Annotated in this window: 18 protein-coding genes and 3 tRNA genes; 8 read left to right on the top strand and 13 right to left on the bottom strand. The window is 71.2% G+C overall.

The annotated features are described in order from the left end of the window. Window positions 1–176 precede the first annotated feature (176 nt). Together KBX50_RS21025 and KBX50_RS21020 are read left to right on the top strand one after the other, a co-directional pair. Window positions 177–1,016: a hypothetical protein gene (locus KBX50_RS21025; RefSeq protein ID WP_210939074.1), complete on the top strand. Its 840-nt coding sequence runs from the start codon at window positions 177–179 to the stop codon at window positions 1,014–1,016. Window positions 1,017–1,267: 251 nt separating this feature from the next. Then, window positions 1,268–1,477 carry a BldC family transcriptional regulator gene (locus KBX50_RS21020; RefSeq protein WP_007073996.1) on the top strand — a complete coding sequence of 70 codons (210 nt, stop codon included), beginning with the start codon at window positions 1,268–1,270 and terminating at the stop codon, window positions 1,475–1,477. Window positions 1,478–1,578: 101 nt separating this feature from the next. On the opposite strand, the gene KBX50_RS21015 is transcribed toward KBX50_RS21020, so the two are convergent. Then, window positions 1,579–1,959, bottom strand: a complete 381-nt coding sequence (locus KBX50_RS21015; protein WP_210939072.1) for a PPOX class F420-dependent oxidoreductase — start codon at window positions 1,957–1,959, stop codon at window positions 1,579–1,581. Window positions 1,960–2,013: 54 nt separating this feature from the next. On the opposite strand from KBX50_RS21015, the gene KBX50_RS21010 reads away from it, so the two are divergent. Further along, the gene (locus KBX50_RS21010; RefSeq protein ID WP_210939070.1) at window positions 2,014–2,793 is read left to right on the top strand and encodes a methyltransferase domain-containing protein; all 780 of its coding nucleotides are present in this window, start codon (window positions 2,014–2,016) and stop codon (window positions 2,791–2,793) included. An 83-nt stretch (window positions 2,794–2,876) separates the two neighbouring features. Here the strand turns inward: KBX50_RS21010 and KBX50_RS21005 are convergent, their stop codons facing one another. Beyond that, window positions 2,877–3,173 (bottom strand): hypothetical protein, encoded by a 297-nt coding sequence (locus KBX50_RS21005; RefSeq protein WP_093403834.1) that lies wholly within the window; start codon window positions 3,171–3,173, stop codon window positions 2,877–2,879. Between the two features lie 193 nt (window positions 3,174–3,366). Here KBX50_RS21005 and KBX50_RS21000 point away from each other — a divergent pair, with 193 nt between their 5' ends. Both KBX50_RS21000 and KBX50_RS20995 read left to right on the top strand, forming a co-directional pair. Then, complete coding sequence (locus tag KBX50_RS21000; protein WP_210939068.1) at window positions 3,367–4,308, top strand: 3-hydroxyacyl-CoA dehydrogenase family protein; 942 nt, start codon at window positions 3,367–3,369, stop codon at window positions 4,306–4,308. After that, on the top strand, window positions 4,305–5,048 hold the full coding sequence (locus KBX50_RS20995; protein WP_210939066.1) for an enoyl-CoA hydratase/isomerase family protein: 744 nt from the start codon (window positions 4,305–4,307) through the stop codon (window positions 5,046–5,048). Before KBX50_RS21000 ends, KBX50_RS20995 begins: the two co-directional genes overlap by 4 nt. Before the next feature lie 60 nt (window positions 5,049–5,108). Here KBX50_RS20995 and KBX50_RS20990 read toward each other — a convergent pair whose 3' ends face one another. Next, window positions 5,109–6,467, bottom strand: a complete 1,359-nt coding sequence (locus KBX50_RS20990; protein WP_210939064.1) for an ABC transporter substrate-binding protein — start codon at window positions 6,465–6,467, stop codon at window positions 5,109–5,111. A gap of 154 nt (window positions 6,468–6,621) precedes the next feature. On the opposite strand from KBX50_RS20990, the gene KBX50_RS20985 reads away from it, so the two are divergent. After that, window positions 6,622–7,011 carry a hypothetical protein gene (locus tag KBX50_RS20985; RefSeq protein WP_210939062.1) on the top strand — a complete coding sequence of 130 codons (390 nt, stop codon included), beginning with the start codon at window positions 6,622–6,624 and terminating at the stop codon, window positions 7,009–7,011. Between the two features lie 34 nt (window positions 7,012–7,045). Here KBX50_RS20985 and KBX50_RS20980 read toward each other — a convergent pair whose 3' ends face one another. Next, window positions 7,046–7,558: an SRPBCC family protein gene (locus tag KBX50_RS20980; RefSeq protein WP_210939060.1), complete on the bottom strand. Its 513-nt coding sequence runs from the start codon at window positions 7,556–7,558 to the stop codon at window positions 7,046–7,048. 195 nt (window positions 7,559–7,753) lie between these two features. Here KBX50_RS20980 and KBX50_RS33410 point away from each other — a divergent pair, with 195 nt between their 5' ends. Then, entirely contained in the window at window positions 7,754–8,848 is a 1,095-nt protein-coding gene (locus tag KBX50_RS33410) for a hypothetical protein (RefSeq protein ID WP_282101525.1), read from the top strand. A gap of 254 nt (window positions 8,849–9,102) precedes the next feature. Here the strand turns inward: KBX50_RS33410 and KBX50_RS20970 are convergent, their stop codons facing one another. The 5 genes from KBX50_RS20970 to KBX50_RS20950 all read right to left on the bottom strand — a co-directional run bounded on the left by KBX50_RS20970 (window position 9,103) and on the right by KBX50_RS20950 (window position 11,753). Continuing rightward, a complete protein-coding gene (locus tag KBX50_RS20970) occupies window positions 9,103–9,708 on the bottom strand; it encodes an isoprenylcysteine carboxylmethyltransferase family protein (RefSeq protein WP_210939058.1) in 606 nt (201 codons plus the stop codon). Between the two features lie 13 nt (window positions 9,709–9,721). Next, window positions 9,722–10,408 carry a cation transporter gene (locus tag KBX50_RS20965; protein WP_210939056.1) on the bottom strand — a complete coding sequence of 229 codons (687 nt, stop codon included), beginning with the start codon at window positions 10,406–10,408 and terminating at the stop codon, window positions 9,722–9,724. Continuing rightward, entirely contained in the window at window positions 10,405–10,806 is a 402-nt protein-coding gene (locus KBX50_RS20960) for a metalloregulator ArsR/SmtB family transcription factor (RefSeq protein WP_247674111.1), read from the bottom strand. The genes KBX50_RS20965 and KBX50_RS20960 overlap by 4 nt, the downstream gene beginning before the upstream one ends. Window positions 10,807–10,959: 153 nt before the next feature. After that, window positions 10,960–11,400, bottom strand: a complete 441-nt coding sequence (locus KBX50_RS20955) for a MerR family transcriptional regulator (protein WP_210939052.1) — start codon at window positions 11,398–11,400, stop codon at window positions 10,960–10,962. After that, window positions 11,397–11,753 carry a hypothetical protein gene (locus KBX50_RS20950; protein ID WP_210939050.1) on the bottom strand — a complete coding sequence of 119 codons (357 nt, stop codon included), beginning with the start codon at window positions 11,751–11,753 and terminating at the stop codon, window positions 11,397–11,399. The genes KBX50_RS20955 and KBX50_RS20950 overlap by 4 nt, the downstream gene beginning before the upstream one ends. An 80-nt stretch (window positions 11,754–11,833) precedes the next feature. Between KBX50_RS20950 and KBX50_RS20945 the strand changes: the two genes are divergently transcribed. Next, on the top strand, window positions 11,834–12,160 hold the full coding sequence (locus KBX50_RS20945; protein ID WP_210939048.1) for a hypothetical protein: 327 nt from the start codon (window positions 11,834–11,836) through the stop codon (window positions 12,158–12,160). 124 nt (window positions 12,161–12,284) lie between these two features. Here KBX50_RS20945 and KBX50_RS20940 read toward each other — a convergent pair. The 4 genes from KBX50_RS20940 to KBX50_RS20925 form a co-directional block, all read right to left on the bottom strand. After that, window positions 12,285–12,358: transfer RNA gene (locus KBX50_RS20940), tRNA-Phe, on the bottom strand. A 103-nt stretch (window positions 12,359–12,461) separates the two neighbouring features. After that, window positions 12,462–12,535, bottom strand: a tRNA-Asp gene (locus tag KBX50_RS20935). Window positions 12,536–12,568: 33 nt separating this feature from the next. Beyond that, window positions 12,569–12,641, bottom strand: a tRNA-Glu gene (locus KBX50_RS20930). A gap of 154 nt (window positions 12,642–12,795) precedes the next feature. Beyond that, window positions 12,796–13,581, bottom strand: coding sequence for a polysaccharide deacetylase family protein (locus KBX50_RS20925; RefSeq protein ID WP_210939046.1), 786 nt, complete (start codon window positions 13,579–13,581; stop codon window positions 12,796–12,798). Between the last annotated feature and the right edge of the window lie 74 nt (window positions 13,582–13,655).

The raw sequence follows: 13,655 nt of genomic DNA, 5'->3' as shown, positions 1-13,655 counted from the left end.
GTCGCGCCGCTCTCCCCAGTGGCCGCCGTCCCGCCCTGCGGGCGGTCCGTCCCGGCCTCGCCGTCGTCGCGGTCGACGGGTGGCGCCGGGCTTTGCCCGGGTTGCGCCTGCGCCGCGCCGGGTCGACCGATGACGCCGAGCAACGCTCGGCTTGCCGTTCGTGGGAGGATCGCGCCGTGCCGTCGCTCTTCGCTTCATACCTGCGCGTGTACGAGCCGCTGACCGCCTTCGACCGGGATCGCCAGTCCTACTGGCGGCGCTACGTCGAGCAGGGGCGGGCCGTGGCGCCGGTCGAGGGGCCCGGCCGGCAGCGGACCTCGGTGATCGAGGCGCTCGGTGCCGGTTGGACGCGGCTGCCGGATCTGCCGGACGAGGCGTACGTGCTGGAGACCGACGAGACCCTGCTGGTGTGTCCGTGGAACCTGCGTATCCGGGTGGCTGAGGCGGCGTTGAGCGCACGGGACGGCGTACCGCCGGTGCTGGCCGACGCCTTCGTGCCGCCGGTGCTGGCCGGGCAGGCGAAGGCCGTGGTGGAGGACTGGCGCAGCGGTGCCCGGGTGCTGGAGCACGGCGTCCCCCGCGTACACGAGCAGATCGCGACCTGGGGCGTGCCGCTGCGCTGGTTCGTGCTCTTCGATGCGCAGGAGCGCAACCACGTCACCGCGCCGGACCGGCGCTCGCTGCGCTTCCGGACGGAGATCTCCAAGGCCCGCCGCCGCTCGTCCCGGGCGCTCGCGGTGCTCCGCAAGTCGGTCGGCGACGCGCCGATCACCGAGGCGGTGGAGGAGGCGGCCCGCTGGCTGGAGGAGTTCCACCCACGTTCGGTGGTGGAACTCGACTACGGCGGGCTGGTGGAGTTGCTCTCCGACGAGACGTTGGCCGAGGACGACTCGCCGGAACTGGTCGCGGCCGGGCTGGCCGGGCTGTCCCGGGGCGAGGCGGAGGAGGCGTCGGCGGCGTACGACAAGTTGGTCGCACGGTGGCGCGCGGTGCAACTTCTGGAGCGTTGCAATTAGGTGACTATGTCCCTTTTCTGGGACGTAACGCGAGGCTGCTTCGTAGTTGACGCATCACGAACCGTGATCATGAGTCCGATTAAGTTACTTTCTGGCGTGTAAAAGTAGTATAAATCGGGCATGGTTCATCCGTCCGTCTAGGGACGTTCGGCCGTTCGGCCCATGTCGGACATCGGGGACTAGCCGGACCATGGGAGACGCGTCGGCCGGCGGGACCCCGGCCGATGTCTATACATGTGGAGGAGTGACCGATGGCATCGCGAACGCACGAACCAGAGCCGCTACTCACACCGGCCGAGGTGGCGTCGATGTTCCGTGTCGACCCGAAGACGGTGACCCGTTGGGCGAAGGCTGGCAAGCTGAGCGCCATCCGGACCCTCGGCGGTCACCGCCGATACCGCGAGTCTGAGGTCAGGGCATTGCTGCAGGGTCAGATCCCGCAGCAGCGTCAGGGGGACTGACCACACGGTTGATAACAGAGCTTCACGAAGGGCGGCGGACTCGTTCCGCCGCCCTTCGCCATGGTCGGACCGGCGAAGTCCCGCAACGCCGGGCCAGAGCGTCAGTCGGTCAGCTCGACCCGGATGCCCACCGTGCCACCCTCCCCCCGACGCAGCCGGCTGCCGAGCAGGGTCAGCCGGCCGATCACCCGGTACTTCTGCTTGATGAGCCCACGGATGCGGTTGGTCGCGCCGGGGTCGTAGAGGCTCGCCCGGGCGGGCACCGCCTCGCCGTGCGGCCGGCCGCGTACGTCGCAGGGGGCCACCGTGACGTCCCCACTGCGGCGGATCCGTTTCACCTTGCCGGCGTCGGCCGCCGACCACACCGCCAGGGCGTCGCCGTCGCGCACCGCCCAGACCGGGGTCGGCACCGCACGACCGTCCTTACGGAAGGTCGTCAGGAGGATGTACTTCTCGGCAGAGAGGCGGTCCAACGTGGTCACGCCGCAAGGATACGGGCGCTGCGGTCAACTGACCGGCCAGATAGCGTGAAGCATGTGACGGGGGAGCCACGGATCGGTGACGTCTTCGGGGAACTGCTGCGCGACGCGCTGGCCGTGGCGACGGGCATCGGTCCCCGGCCGTTGGCCGGTGGACGCCTGCCCCGACCGGTCATCGAGATCATCGAGCGGGACGACGGGCTGGTCAACGGCGCGCCGGCCGCCCACTATCTCGACGGACCAGAGGACTGGCAGCCGCACGACCACCGTGCGGTCGACCGGGTACGCGGCGCGACACTGGACGTCGGTGTCGGTGGCGGACGGATCGCGCTGCTGTTGCAGGAGCGGGGCGTACCGGTCACCGGCCTGGACACCTCGGCCGGCGCGTTGCAGGTGTGCCGCCGCCGGGGCGTACGCGACCTGGTGCACGCCACCGTTGACGAGCACGCCGCAAGCGGGCGGCAGTACGACACCTTCCTGCTGCTCGGCAACAACCTCGGCCTGATGGAGGGTCGGGAACGGGCTCCCGTCTTCCTCGCCGCGCTGGCTGCGCTGGCCCGCCCCGGCGCGCAGGTGATCGCCCACGGCACCGACCCGTACGGCACCCGGGATCCGGTGCACACCACGTACCACGAGCACAACCGGCGGCGGGGGCGCCTTGGCGGGCAGTTGCGGCTGCGCCTGCGCTACCGCGAGCTGGGTACTCCCTGGTTCGACTACCTGGTCTGCTCAGCGGAGGAGCTCGCCGAGCTGGTGCACGGCTCCCCCTGGAAGTTGGTCGACGTGGACAACCACGACGCCCCGTACTATCTCGCCACCCTGCAACTGACCGGCTGAACCGGCGATCCGCGCACGGCGGAGGTGACGAGAAGGGCCCCCTGCTCCGACGGAGGCGTCAGCAGGGTGCCCTTCCCGACACCTCAAACCTGGACGGTCGGCGGAAGCTGCTCCGGGGGGAGTCCGCCGTCGCCGTCGACCACCTCGTCGGGCTGGCCGTCCTCGTCGATGTCGACCATCGTGACGTCCACCTTGCCGTCCCCGTCGGTGTCGAACTGGAACAGGTCGGCCTTCCCGTCTCCATCGGTGTCGACCACCCACACGTCGGTGCGGCCGTCGTTGTTGGTGTCGGCACGCAGCAGTTCGACGCGCTCGTCGCCGCGCGTCTCGACGGTCCCCTCGGCGCCCGTGCCGTCCACGGTCTCCGGTGCCTGGCTCATCTGCTCGTCCTTCCCTCGGTTGTCGGCGGTCTTACCCGATCCCGCCCGCCCCCACGCATGGCACCGGTGCCGGCGCTGCATAGGGTCGCAGCATGACTGAGCGGAGCGTACGGGCTGACACCCGGCGTGGCGGCGACCCCGCGCGTCGCAGGCGTCAGCCGAGGACCGATTCTCACTGTGCGGTGGTGTCGCGATGACTGAGCGGTTCGTGGTGGTGGGTGCCGGCACGATGGGTCTCGGCATCGCGTACGTGGCGGCCGGCAGCGGTCACACCGTGGAGCTTGTCGAGGTGGACCGGGAGCGTGGTGGCGCGGCGGTGCGGCGGCTCACCGAACTCGGGGAGCGGGCCGTGCGGCGGGGCAGACTCAGCGCCGAGCAGGCCGCTGCCGACCGGGAACGGATCACCCTGCGGGCAGGACTCGCCGAGGTCGCACCGGCACCGGACGTGATCGTGGAGGCGGTACCGGAACGGGCCGATCTCAAGCGGGCCGTACTCGCCGAGGCCGAGGCGCTGCACCCGGCGCTGCTGGGCAGCAACACCTCAAGCATTCCGATCGCCGACCTGGCGGCGGAGCTGACCCGGCCGGAGCGTTTCTGCGGGCTGCACTTCTTCAACCCGGTCTGGGCGATGGCGCTGCTGGAGATCGTGGTCGGGCCGGCCACCTCCCCGGAGACCACGGACGCGGCCGTCGCGCTCGCCGGTCGGCTGGGCAAGGACCCGGTCGTCGTACGCGACATGCCGGGTTTCGCCACGTCCCGACTGGGCGTGACGCTCGGGCTGGAGGCGATCCGGATGGTCGCCGACGGGGTCGCCAGCCCCGCCGACATCGACAAGGCGATGGTGCTCGGCTACCGGCACCCCGTCGGCCCGCTGGAACTGACCGACCTGGTCGGCCTGGACGTGCGCCTGGACATCGCGCGGACGTTGCAGGCCGCGTACGGCGACCGGTTCGCCCCGCCGCCGCTGCTGGTGGAGTTGGTCGCCGCCGGTCGGTTGGGCAAGAAGTCCGGACATGGCTTCTACCGGTGGACCGATGGGGCGCGCTCGGGCGGCAGCGAGCCTCTCCCGACCGCCGGCGGTGCTTCGGCGGGACCGATCCCGGGCGGTGCCGGCTCGCCTGAGGCGGCACGATGAGCGGACTGCGGGTCGAGGAGCAGCCGGACCGGCTGGTGGTCACGCTGGACCGGCCGGAGAAGCGCAACGCCATCGACGCCGACCTGATCGCGGCCCTGCACGAGGTCTGCGCCGAGTTGGAGGCACGCCCTCGGATGCTGCTGCTGACCGGCGGCACCGACGGGATCTTCGCCGGCGGGGCGGACATCGCCCAGCTGCGGGAGCGTGGCCGCCTGGACGCACTGGCCGCGATCAACTCGGCGGCCTTCGCCCGGATCCGGGCGCTGCCGATGCCGACCGTGGCGGCGATCGACGGCCCGGCCCTCGGCGGCGGCGCCGAGCTGGCGTACGCCTGCGATCTTCGGGTCTGCTCCGAGCGGGCGGTCTTCGGCCAACCGGAGGTGCGGCTCGGCATCCTGGCCGGTGCCGGCGCCACCCACCGGTTGCCGGCGCTGGTGGGCGAGACCCTGGCCAAGGAGCTGCTGTTCACCGGCCGGCGGGTGGACGCTGCCGAGGCGCTGCGCATCGGCCTGGTGAACCGGGTGGTGGCCACGCCGGACGAGCTGCTGCCGGCGGCACACGGGCTGATCGACGAGATGGCCAAGGGTTCGGCGTTGGCGCTGCGGTTGACCAAGCTCGCCGTCGACGCCCCGGCCGCCGCGCATCCACAGCTGGACCTGGTCAGCCAGGCGGTGCTCTTCACCGACGAGGAGAAGCAGCGCCGGATGACGGAGTTCCTGGAACGGCGGCGCGGACGCTGAGGCACCCGCAGACAGCGACGGCCGCACCGGGTCGCGGTGCGGCCGTCGGCGTCGGCTGGATCAGGAGGCCAGCGCGGCCAGCGGTACGTCGGCTTCGGCGAGCGCCCGGATCACCGCAGCCGACTCGCTGAAGCCGATGATCAGCACAGCGTCGGCCCCGAACTCCTTGATCTGCTTGGCGCCCTCGCCGAAGTTGATCGGGGCGGCCTCGGCGTCCTCTCCCGGCTCGTAGCCGAGCAACTTCACCTTGTCGCCGCCGAAACCGGCCCGCTCCAGCTCGGCCCGGACGACCTCCTGGAGCCCCTTGCCGTAGGAGTCCTCACGCGCCACGATAGCGATCTTGCGCGGCCCGTCCCGGAGGATCACGTCGGCCAGCGCCCGCCCCTGGAGACTGTCCGGCGGGGCGGTGCGGAAGTAGAGGCCCTTGTCGTCGGCCTCGGTCAGGTCCGCCGCCGTGTTCGACGGGGAGAAGAGGATCAGACCGGCGTCCACCACGTCGGGCAGTACGGCCGCGGAGATGCCCGAGCCACCGGCGCCGATGATCACGTGTACGCCGGCGTCGATGTGGCTGGCCACGGTCGCCTTCGCCACGGTCGGGCTGGTGCCGTCGTCGCCATCGATCCAGACCACGTCCTCGCCGAGCACCCCGCCGGCCGCGTTGATCTCCTTGAGTGCCAGCGCCGCGCCGGCTGCGATCGGCGGGTTTGCGATGGCCAGGTCACCGGTCTTGGGCAGCAGACCACCCAGGACCAGCGGCGCGCCGCTCTCCGGGTCGGGGAAGTTGGCGTTCTGCCGCTTCGCCTTCGGCGGTGCCTTCTTGCTGGCCGTGGACTCGTCCCCGGCACCCACGAACTCCGTCTTGGCGTCGTTGAGCTGTTGACCGTCGAAGTGCAGGGTGGCGTAACTGGCGGTGGCCGGCTCGCCCGCGTCCGTGAAGCCGGCTCGGGTGATCGACACGCTGCGGTACTCGATGTCGGTGCCCTGGCGGGCCAGCCGCAGGCACTGACTCGCCGTGGTGCAGCTGGTGCCGTTGTTCGTGACGCCCACGATCTGCTTGGCGATGTCCGCGGGGTCGGTCGACCCGGCCAGCTGCGCCGCGAGCGCGCTGATCAGCACCGCGTCGTACGCCTCGGCGGAGTAGAGGTAGTCGGTCAACCTCGGGTCCACGGACCGTAGCCGGTTCTTGAAGTCGTTCGGCAGCGGCGTGAGCGGGGTGGTGCCCTTCATCCCGTCGACCAGGCCGGCGCGATCCTCCAACTCCTCCGGGTACGAGTTGAGCATGTTGCCGTCCGTGCCGTAGAGGCGCACCTGTTGGGTGGTCGCCTCCTCGGGCTGGTCTTCCCCGCAGGCACTGGTGGCGAGCAGGACCGTGGCGCAGACAGCCAGGATGGCCGTCCGCGAGCCGCGCGACATGTGCATGGTCGTCCTTCCTCGGGCGAAGGTCCGCTGCGCAGACTAGCGTGCCGTGACGGGCGGCGGGACCGTGGAGGCAGGTCTATCCGCAGGTCGCCTCCACCATGTGCGGAGAGTAACCGGAGCGGGCTCCTTGACCGGCACCCGTACTGTGCGGTCCGTGACCGACTCGCCACAGCAGATGTTCGAGGATGCCACCGCCATCCTCAGCTCGGCCCTCGACGGGGACTCCGAGGCGGTGGTGGGGACCTTCGACGCGGTGGTCGACCGGGCCGGCCTGTCCGGGGCGTACGACGTGGCGTGGTGCCTGGCCGCGACGATGGTCGGGGATCCGGTGCCGCCCGGGGCCTGCGCGCTCGACTTCCCCGGGATCGACCAGGCCGGGTACGACGCTCGGTGGGTGGCCCGCTTCGTCAGCGCGTACGCCAACGCCGACCTCGACACCGCGCGGGCGCTGTTCGGCGCGGCGGCCGCCGACGGGCTGCTGCCCGAGTGCCTGCTCACCCTGGCCGGCTCGACCGTGGCGACGCTGCGGCAGCGGGCCGCCTGACCGTTCGAGTCGGTCAACGCGCCCGGCGCGGCGCTCATGCCGGCGAGTGGATCAGTGTTGTCGCGTAGCGGGAAAGCAGCTCGTGCCAACCGGCGGTCAGGGCTTGTCGGTAGCCCTCCGCAGCCGAGCCGTGCCGGTCGAAGTGCCGGTGCGTCACCTCGACGAGGGTGCCGGCTTCGGCGGGCGTGAAGAGCACCTCGACCTCGCTGGCCTGCGCCGGGTCCGGCACCGGTGCGCGATCCGCGCCGATCTGCCAGGTGAACACCAGACGGCGGGGAGGATCCCAGGTCAGCACCCGCCCCCAGTCGTTGCGGAAGCCGTATGGCCCGACCTCGTAGAGCATCCCGCCGGGGCGGGGCTCCATGCCCAGCTCGGCCAGGATTTCCGGGCCCGACCAGGTGTACTCCGTCACCCACCAGTCGGCGAGCCGACCGGTGAAGACTTCGTACGCCCGCTCCGCGGAGGCGGGTACGCGCAGGGTGTTGCGGAGCGCAAACCGCTCAAGGTCCTGCTGGATGTCGGTCGGATCGGCCATCCCCTGTCCCATAGGCCCGGACCATACCGGCTCATGCCCGGGTGCGCAGCTTCCCCCGATGTCCGTCCCGCCTGATGATCGTCGTACTCGCCGATATCGATCGACCGGTGCTGCCGAAGCGCCTTCGTGCCGGGATGGCCGTCCGCAGAGCGGGTATGCGTGGCGGGACGTCGCCGGGCGGTCCGCGACGGTGAGGCGGAGCGGGACATGACAGACAGCGAAGAGCCCTCGGTCTCCAGTGCCGGGCAGCCAACCGGTCCGAACGGTGGCGGTGAGCCGGAGCCAGATGTGCTGCTCGACGTCCCGAAGGTCGCGGTCAAGTCGATCCAGCTCTCCGTGGACCGGCTGGACGCCGACCTGTCCCTGCGGGCCCGGCTCGCCGGTCTGCTTCAACTCGACGCCGGCGTCCGCGTGCACGTCGAGGGCGTCGAACTCGACATCGAGGGCGTGGAGGCGCAGGCCCTGCTGAAGGTGCGCCTGGAGAAGTTGGTGACGATCCTCGATCGCGCGCTGACCACCATCGACCGGAACCCTCAGGTCATCGACGCGCTGGCCAGCACCGCGAGCGCGGTGTTGGAGGACGTGAACCGGGTGGCGGGAACGGCTGCCGACGTGAGCGAACAGGTGGCTGCCGCTGCCGGACCCGCCGTCGGGCAGGCCGTGGGCCGGGCCGAACCCGCTGTCGGGCGGCCTGGCCTGGTGACGGACCGGGCTGCACCGGTCGCTGCCCGGTCCGCTGGGACGGCGGACCAACCGCTCGCTCGACCTGGCCGGCCCCTCGGCGAGCAGGAGGATTCCGCCGGCCCGTCGAGTCCGGCCGCCGGCGGCCCGGGTCCGGTGGCTGGGCGGCCGGGCGGTGCGGGTCCGGTGGCCGCGCAGCCGGGCGGTGCGACGGACGACCTGGGTCAGCAGGTGGGTGCCATCGGTGCGGTCGCCGGCCGGGCACCCGGACGCGAGCCGGACGACCGGGATCGGGGCCAGGCTCGGGTCGAGGGCCAGGCTCGGGATCGGGGCCAGGACCGGGATCGGGGCCAAGGTCGGGAGCCGAAGCCGGCCGAGGACCGGGATTCGAGCCGGGTCCGGGACATGGGCCGGGAAGAAGCGCGGGGTGAACAGGGTGGCGGGAGTGGCCGGAGGCAGGATGGGCCCGGGCCGCCGGAGCATGGCCCGCCCGCTCACGGCGAGACGTCCGGCACTCGGCAGTTGGCCGAGCAGGCGGGAGAGACGCTCCTACGGGCCGGGCGCAGCGTGTGGGAAGCGATCCAGGGCGGTGTGGCGCAGAGCCGACAGCAGGACCGGTGAGCCGGTCGGCGTGCCGAGCGCGGACGAGCGCCGGGCGTGGATCGTCCGACGCGCCCGATGGTCCGTCGGCTGAGGCCGGAAGGGTCTCAACTGGTCGGGCCGCAACCAAGCGACGCGAGAGCCGCGTCCGCTACCGCCCCGAGGGCCAGCCGACCACCCGCCACCGCACGAGACGCCGCAACTCGCGCCCTCCACCGCCCCGGAGACCGCGCCTTACCGCAAACCGCGCCGCCAGAGCAGGAGGAGATCGGCTTTCAGCCGGTGAGCCGACCCAACCCGGGCAGGAAACGCCCGACTCGTCCTGCGTAGCGGCGGTAGGCGTCGCCGTGGGTGGCGAGCAGATAGGGCTCCTCCACCGCTCGGACCTGCACCTGCAGCGCCACGATCAGGACGAGCAGGGCGACCAGCGCCACGGCATTTGGCACCATGAGACTCAGGCCGAGCATGGTCGCCGCCATGGCGGAGAAGATGGGATTGCGGGCGTACGCGAATGCACCGACCGTCACCAACGCGGTGCGTTCGTTCGGATCGACTCCGATGCGCCATGAGGCGCCCATGGCGAGTTGGGCGGCAAGTGTCGCGACGAGGCCGGCGGTGGTCACGACGAGGCCGGCGACGTGCAGCGGGCGATGGTCGAGACTGGATAGCGGAGACAGCCCGGCGAGGGCGGCGGCCGGGCCGGCGAGGCCGAGCACGAGGGCCGCGACGAACAGCAGCTTGGCCCACCACCGCAGCGTGCCGGCCGGGCCGGCATCGAGACGCAGGCCGGTGTCTCCGGTGCGCCGCCACTGGGCGAACGTGCGCCAGCCGAACGTGAGCAGCAGACCGAGCAGGTAGAGCAGCAGTGCGAGCCGGGCCATGTCGTCACACCTCTCAGTTGGTGCAGCAGTTGTCGGCGCAGCCCGAGGCTCGACCGGTGGTCTCCGCGACCGGAACGGGTGCGCAGTCGTCGCAGTGCTCGCCGCGCCACGCCTGCACGCCTTCCCTGACCGCGACCCCGGCGATGACGAGGGCGGCGATCGGGTCGGCCCAGGACCAGCCCAACAGGGCGTTGAGCAGCAGACCGACGAGCAGCACCGCGGACAGGTACGTGCACAGCAACGTCTGGGTGGAGTCGGCCATGACCGTGGCGGAACCGAGTTCACGGCCGGTGCGCCGCTTGGCGGCGACGAGCAACGGCATGGCGATCAGCGACGCAACGGCCAGGCCGATTCCGACCGGGCTGGCATCGGCGTCACCGCCGGCCAGCAGCGAGCGGAGAGCGTCGAAGGTCACCCAGGCGGCCAGGGCGAAGAAGGAGAGGCCGATCAGCCGCAGCGCCAGCCGTTCCCGGTCCTCAGGGACCCGGGAGCGGAACTGCCAGATCACCACTGCGGCGCTGGAAACCTCGACGAAAGAGTCCAGGCCGAAGCCGATCAGCGCGGTGGAGGAGGCCGCGGCTCCGGCGGCGATGGCGACCAGACCCTCCAGCAGGTTGTAGCCGGCGGTGGCGTAGGCGAGCCACAGGCTGCGTCGGGACAGCACCGCCCGCCGTTCGGGAGCCAGTGCCGAAGTGCTCACGGCTTTGCCTCGGCCGGCGGTCGAACCGGCGTACTTCCGGGTGCCGGGGCGCCGTACACCGGACAGAGGGCCACCGCCTCGCCCGTGGCCGCCAGCAGCAGCTCTGCCGAGCGCAGCAGATCCAGCAACTCCGGCCGGGTCAGCGCGTAGAACGACTGGCGGCCCTCGACCCGGTAGTCGACGAGCCCGCAGTCGCGTAGGCAGGCGAGATGCTTGGAGACCGTCGACTGGGCCATGCCCAGTTCGCCGGTCAGGTCGACCACGCGAGCCTCGCTGACGGTGAGGCGGCGCAGGATGGCCAGCCGGGTCGGGTCACCCAGGGAGCGGAACAGCGCTACGGCCGGAGTAAGCCTCGGCATACAATCGATCGCCACAGAGCGATGATAGCCGAATTTCATGATGAATTGTGCTGGCGGGGCGCGGAAGCTCCCTCATGCCCTGGCGCGTGGTGGCAGCTCTTCATGATCCGCGTTTCCGTTGCGGTCCGAAGGATTCCGAGGCCGGCGGCACTGTGCGCGCGCCGCTCGGTCGTGGTCGCGACGGGTGCAGTGTCAGGCCTGCTCGTTGCTCCCGGCGAGGTCGGCGAAGGGTAGTGGGCAGCAGTTGCTGCCGGCGCAGGCGATCAGGTCGTCACAGCCGGCGGAGACGGCGGCCCGCAGGGTGTCGCGGATGACTGTCAGGTCCGCCAATTTCCGCTCGACCTCGGCGAGCTTGTTCCTGGCCCGAGCTTGCAGGCCGCGGTCAGGCCGCCGGCCGTGCCGGTGGCGACCGGCGTCGAGCAGTTCGGTGACCTCGTCGAGAGTGAAGCCCAGACGCTTCGCCGTCTTGATGATCCGTAGCAGGGTGACCGTCTCGGCCGGATAGATCCGGTGCCCACCCGGCGACCGCTTTGGGGAGGCGAGCAGGCCGCGGCGCTCGTAGTAGCGCAGGGTCTGTCGGTTGACGCCGGCCGCGTCGGCCAACTCACCACTGCGCAGCCCGTACGACGTCATCGCCGCCGCCGTACGGCGGAGACCCGGTCGGCGAGGGCGTCGAGCACGTCGACGTGCCCGGCGGGCACGCGGACGTCCAAGGTCAGCGAGGCCGCATCGGGTCGGAACAGGTCGAAGGCGAAGAACGAGCAGCACGACGACTCGCGGGCGGTCAGATCGCGGGCCGTCTCCTCGACCTGCGTCGCGTTGTCGAGTCGCAGCCGCAGATGCTGCGCCGACACCCGCTCCGCCGCTCGTACCGCCGCGCCGAAGAACCGGTCGAACTCGGCGAGCCGCAACGGCCGTTGCGCCGTCGGCAGGGTGCAGGCATCCGGCACCCACGCCGCTCCGGTGGTGAAGTCCTGATCACTCATACCTCGACGGTAAGCCTGTACCCGGGTACTGGATGCAAGCTCTGGGGCCGGGCATTGACCCCACGTGATTGATTGGTCGCGTGATCGTGGATGACTCGGACCCGGTATGGGCCGCCCTGCGCCTTGTCAGCGTGGTCCTCAGCCTTGTCGTGGTCGTCCTCGGCGTGCGGGTCGCGGTGACGCGGCGGTTTCCCGCGGTCTGGGTACGGGCTGCTCGGCTGACCGAGAGCCAGCGGTCCCAGCCCCTCCGTCGTGGTGGCTTCCTCGCACTGCTCGGTGCGAGCCTGCTCGTGCAGCAGGTACCGCTTCTCGCCCCCGTGCCCGCCGTGGCCGGACGGGCTCTGTTCGCACTGGCACTGCTGCTGCTCATGGGCGCGGTGGGATGGTTCGTCCTGCTCCGGCGCTGAGGTCAACCAGTGAAGGAGCGGCCGCCAAGGCCGGTCAAAGGACGCCAGCCCGAGGGGGCGCAAAGCAAAACGCCGACCGGCGTTTCCGCTGATCGGCGTTGCAATAGCCCGGCGAAAGGCTATGTGGCCAGGGGCGGGGTCGAACCGCCGACCTTCCGATTTTCAGTCGGACGCTCGTACCAACTGAGCTACCTGGCCGTGGTGCTCGGCTCATGCTACCCAACCTGCGGGATCGCCGCTGGGACGGGTCGCATGCCCCGATACGCAGAACGCCGCGCGAGGGGCGCGGCGTCAGCGCTTGCGGTCCTGACGGGACTTGAACCCGCGACCTCCGCCTTGACAGGGCGGCGAGCACTCCAACTGCTCCACAGGACCTTGCTGGTGTTGCCTCCGGCCTGAGCCGAACCGTGCCCCCAACGGGATTCGAACCCGTGCTACCGCCTTGAAAGGGCGGCGTCCTGGGCCGCTAGACGATGAGGGCGGCCCCGCCATCATTGCACACTCGCAACGTTGAGCGGACTTGCTCCCATCCGGCCCCGCCGGAGGCTTCGAAAGCATACGTGATGGCGTACCGGTCGACCAAACCGGTATGGCGGCAGCCACAACGGCCCGAAGAACGCCAGCTCGGAGCCGGTCTAGGTGAGCCTGGCGACGCCATGGTCGCGCTTCAGACCGGCGATCAACTTCGTGCAGGCGGCGAGGGTGGCCGAGCGGTTACCGCCCCCGTCGTGCAGCAGGACCACGGCTCCGGGGCGGGCCGACCGCTTCACCCGCTTCTCGATGGTGGCCGCGGTCGGCTTGGCCCAGTCCTGTGGGTCCACGGACCAGTGCAACGAGCGCATGTCGAGCTGCTTGGCGACCTTCACCACCTCGGCGGTCCACCGGCCACCGGGCTGCCGGTAGAACGGCACCTTCGCGTCCGGCACCGCCCGCCGGATCTCCCGGTTGGTACGGATCAGGTCGGCGCGGATCTCGGAGACCGGTCGCCGGGCGAGGTCCAGGTCGTGGTTCCAGCTGTGGTTGCAGAGCTGGTGCCCCTCCCGGACGATCCGCCGCAGCAGGCCCGGATGCTTGCGGACCTGCTTACCCACCACGCAGAAAGTGGCGGTCACCTTGGCCGCCTTCAGCCGGTCGAGCACCTTGGGCGTCCAGGCCGGGTCCGGACCGTCGTCGAAGGTGAGGGCCACCTTGTCGGTGCCGGTGGTGCGGATCAGCCCGGCCGGCAGTTTCACCGGCAGCGGCCGCAGCCGTGGCTTCGCCGGCACGGTACGGGTCGGCGACGGGGCCGGCTCCGGCGGCAGAGCGGCCGAGGGTGGCGGACTGGACGGTGCGGTGGCCGTCGGGGTGCTGCCGCCGCCGCAGCCAGCGACGAGCAGGACGACCAGGCCGGCGAGGGACGCCAGTAGGGCACGGTGACGCATCGTTCGCTCCCGAGAAGGGTTCGGGGTACGCGGACGCCCCGACGCTAGTTCACCCGACTCGGGTGGACCCACGG

Source organism: Micromonospora sp. C51 (assembly GCF_018070435.1).
GTDB classification, from domain to species: Bacteria; Actinomycetota; Actinomycetes; order Mycobacteriales; family Micromonosporaceae; genus Micromonospora; species Micromonospora sediminimaris.
Note: the sequence above shows the minus strand (reverse complement) of the source record. Positions and strands in the feature narration are given on the sequence as shown.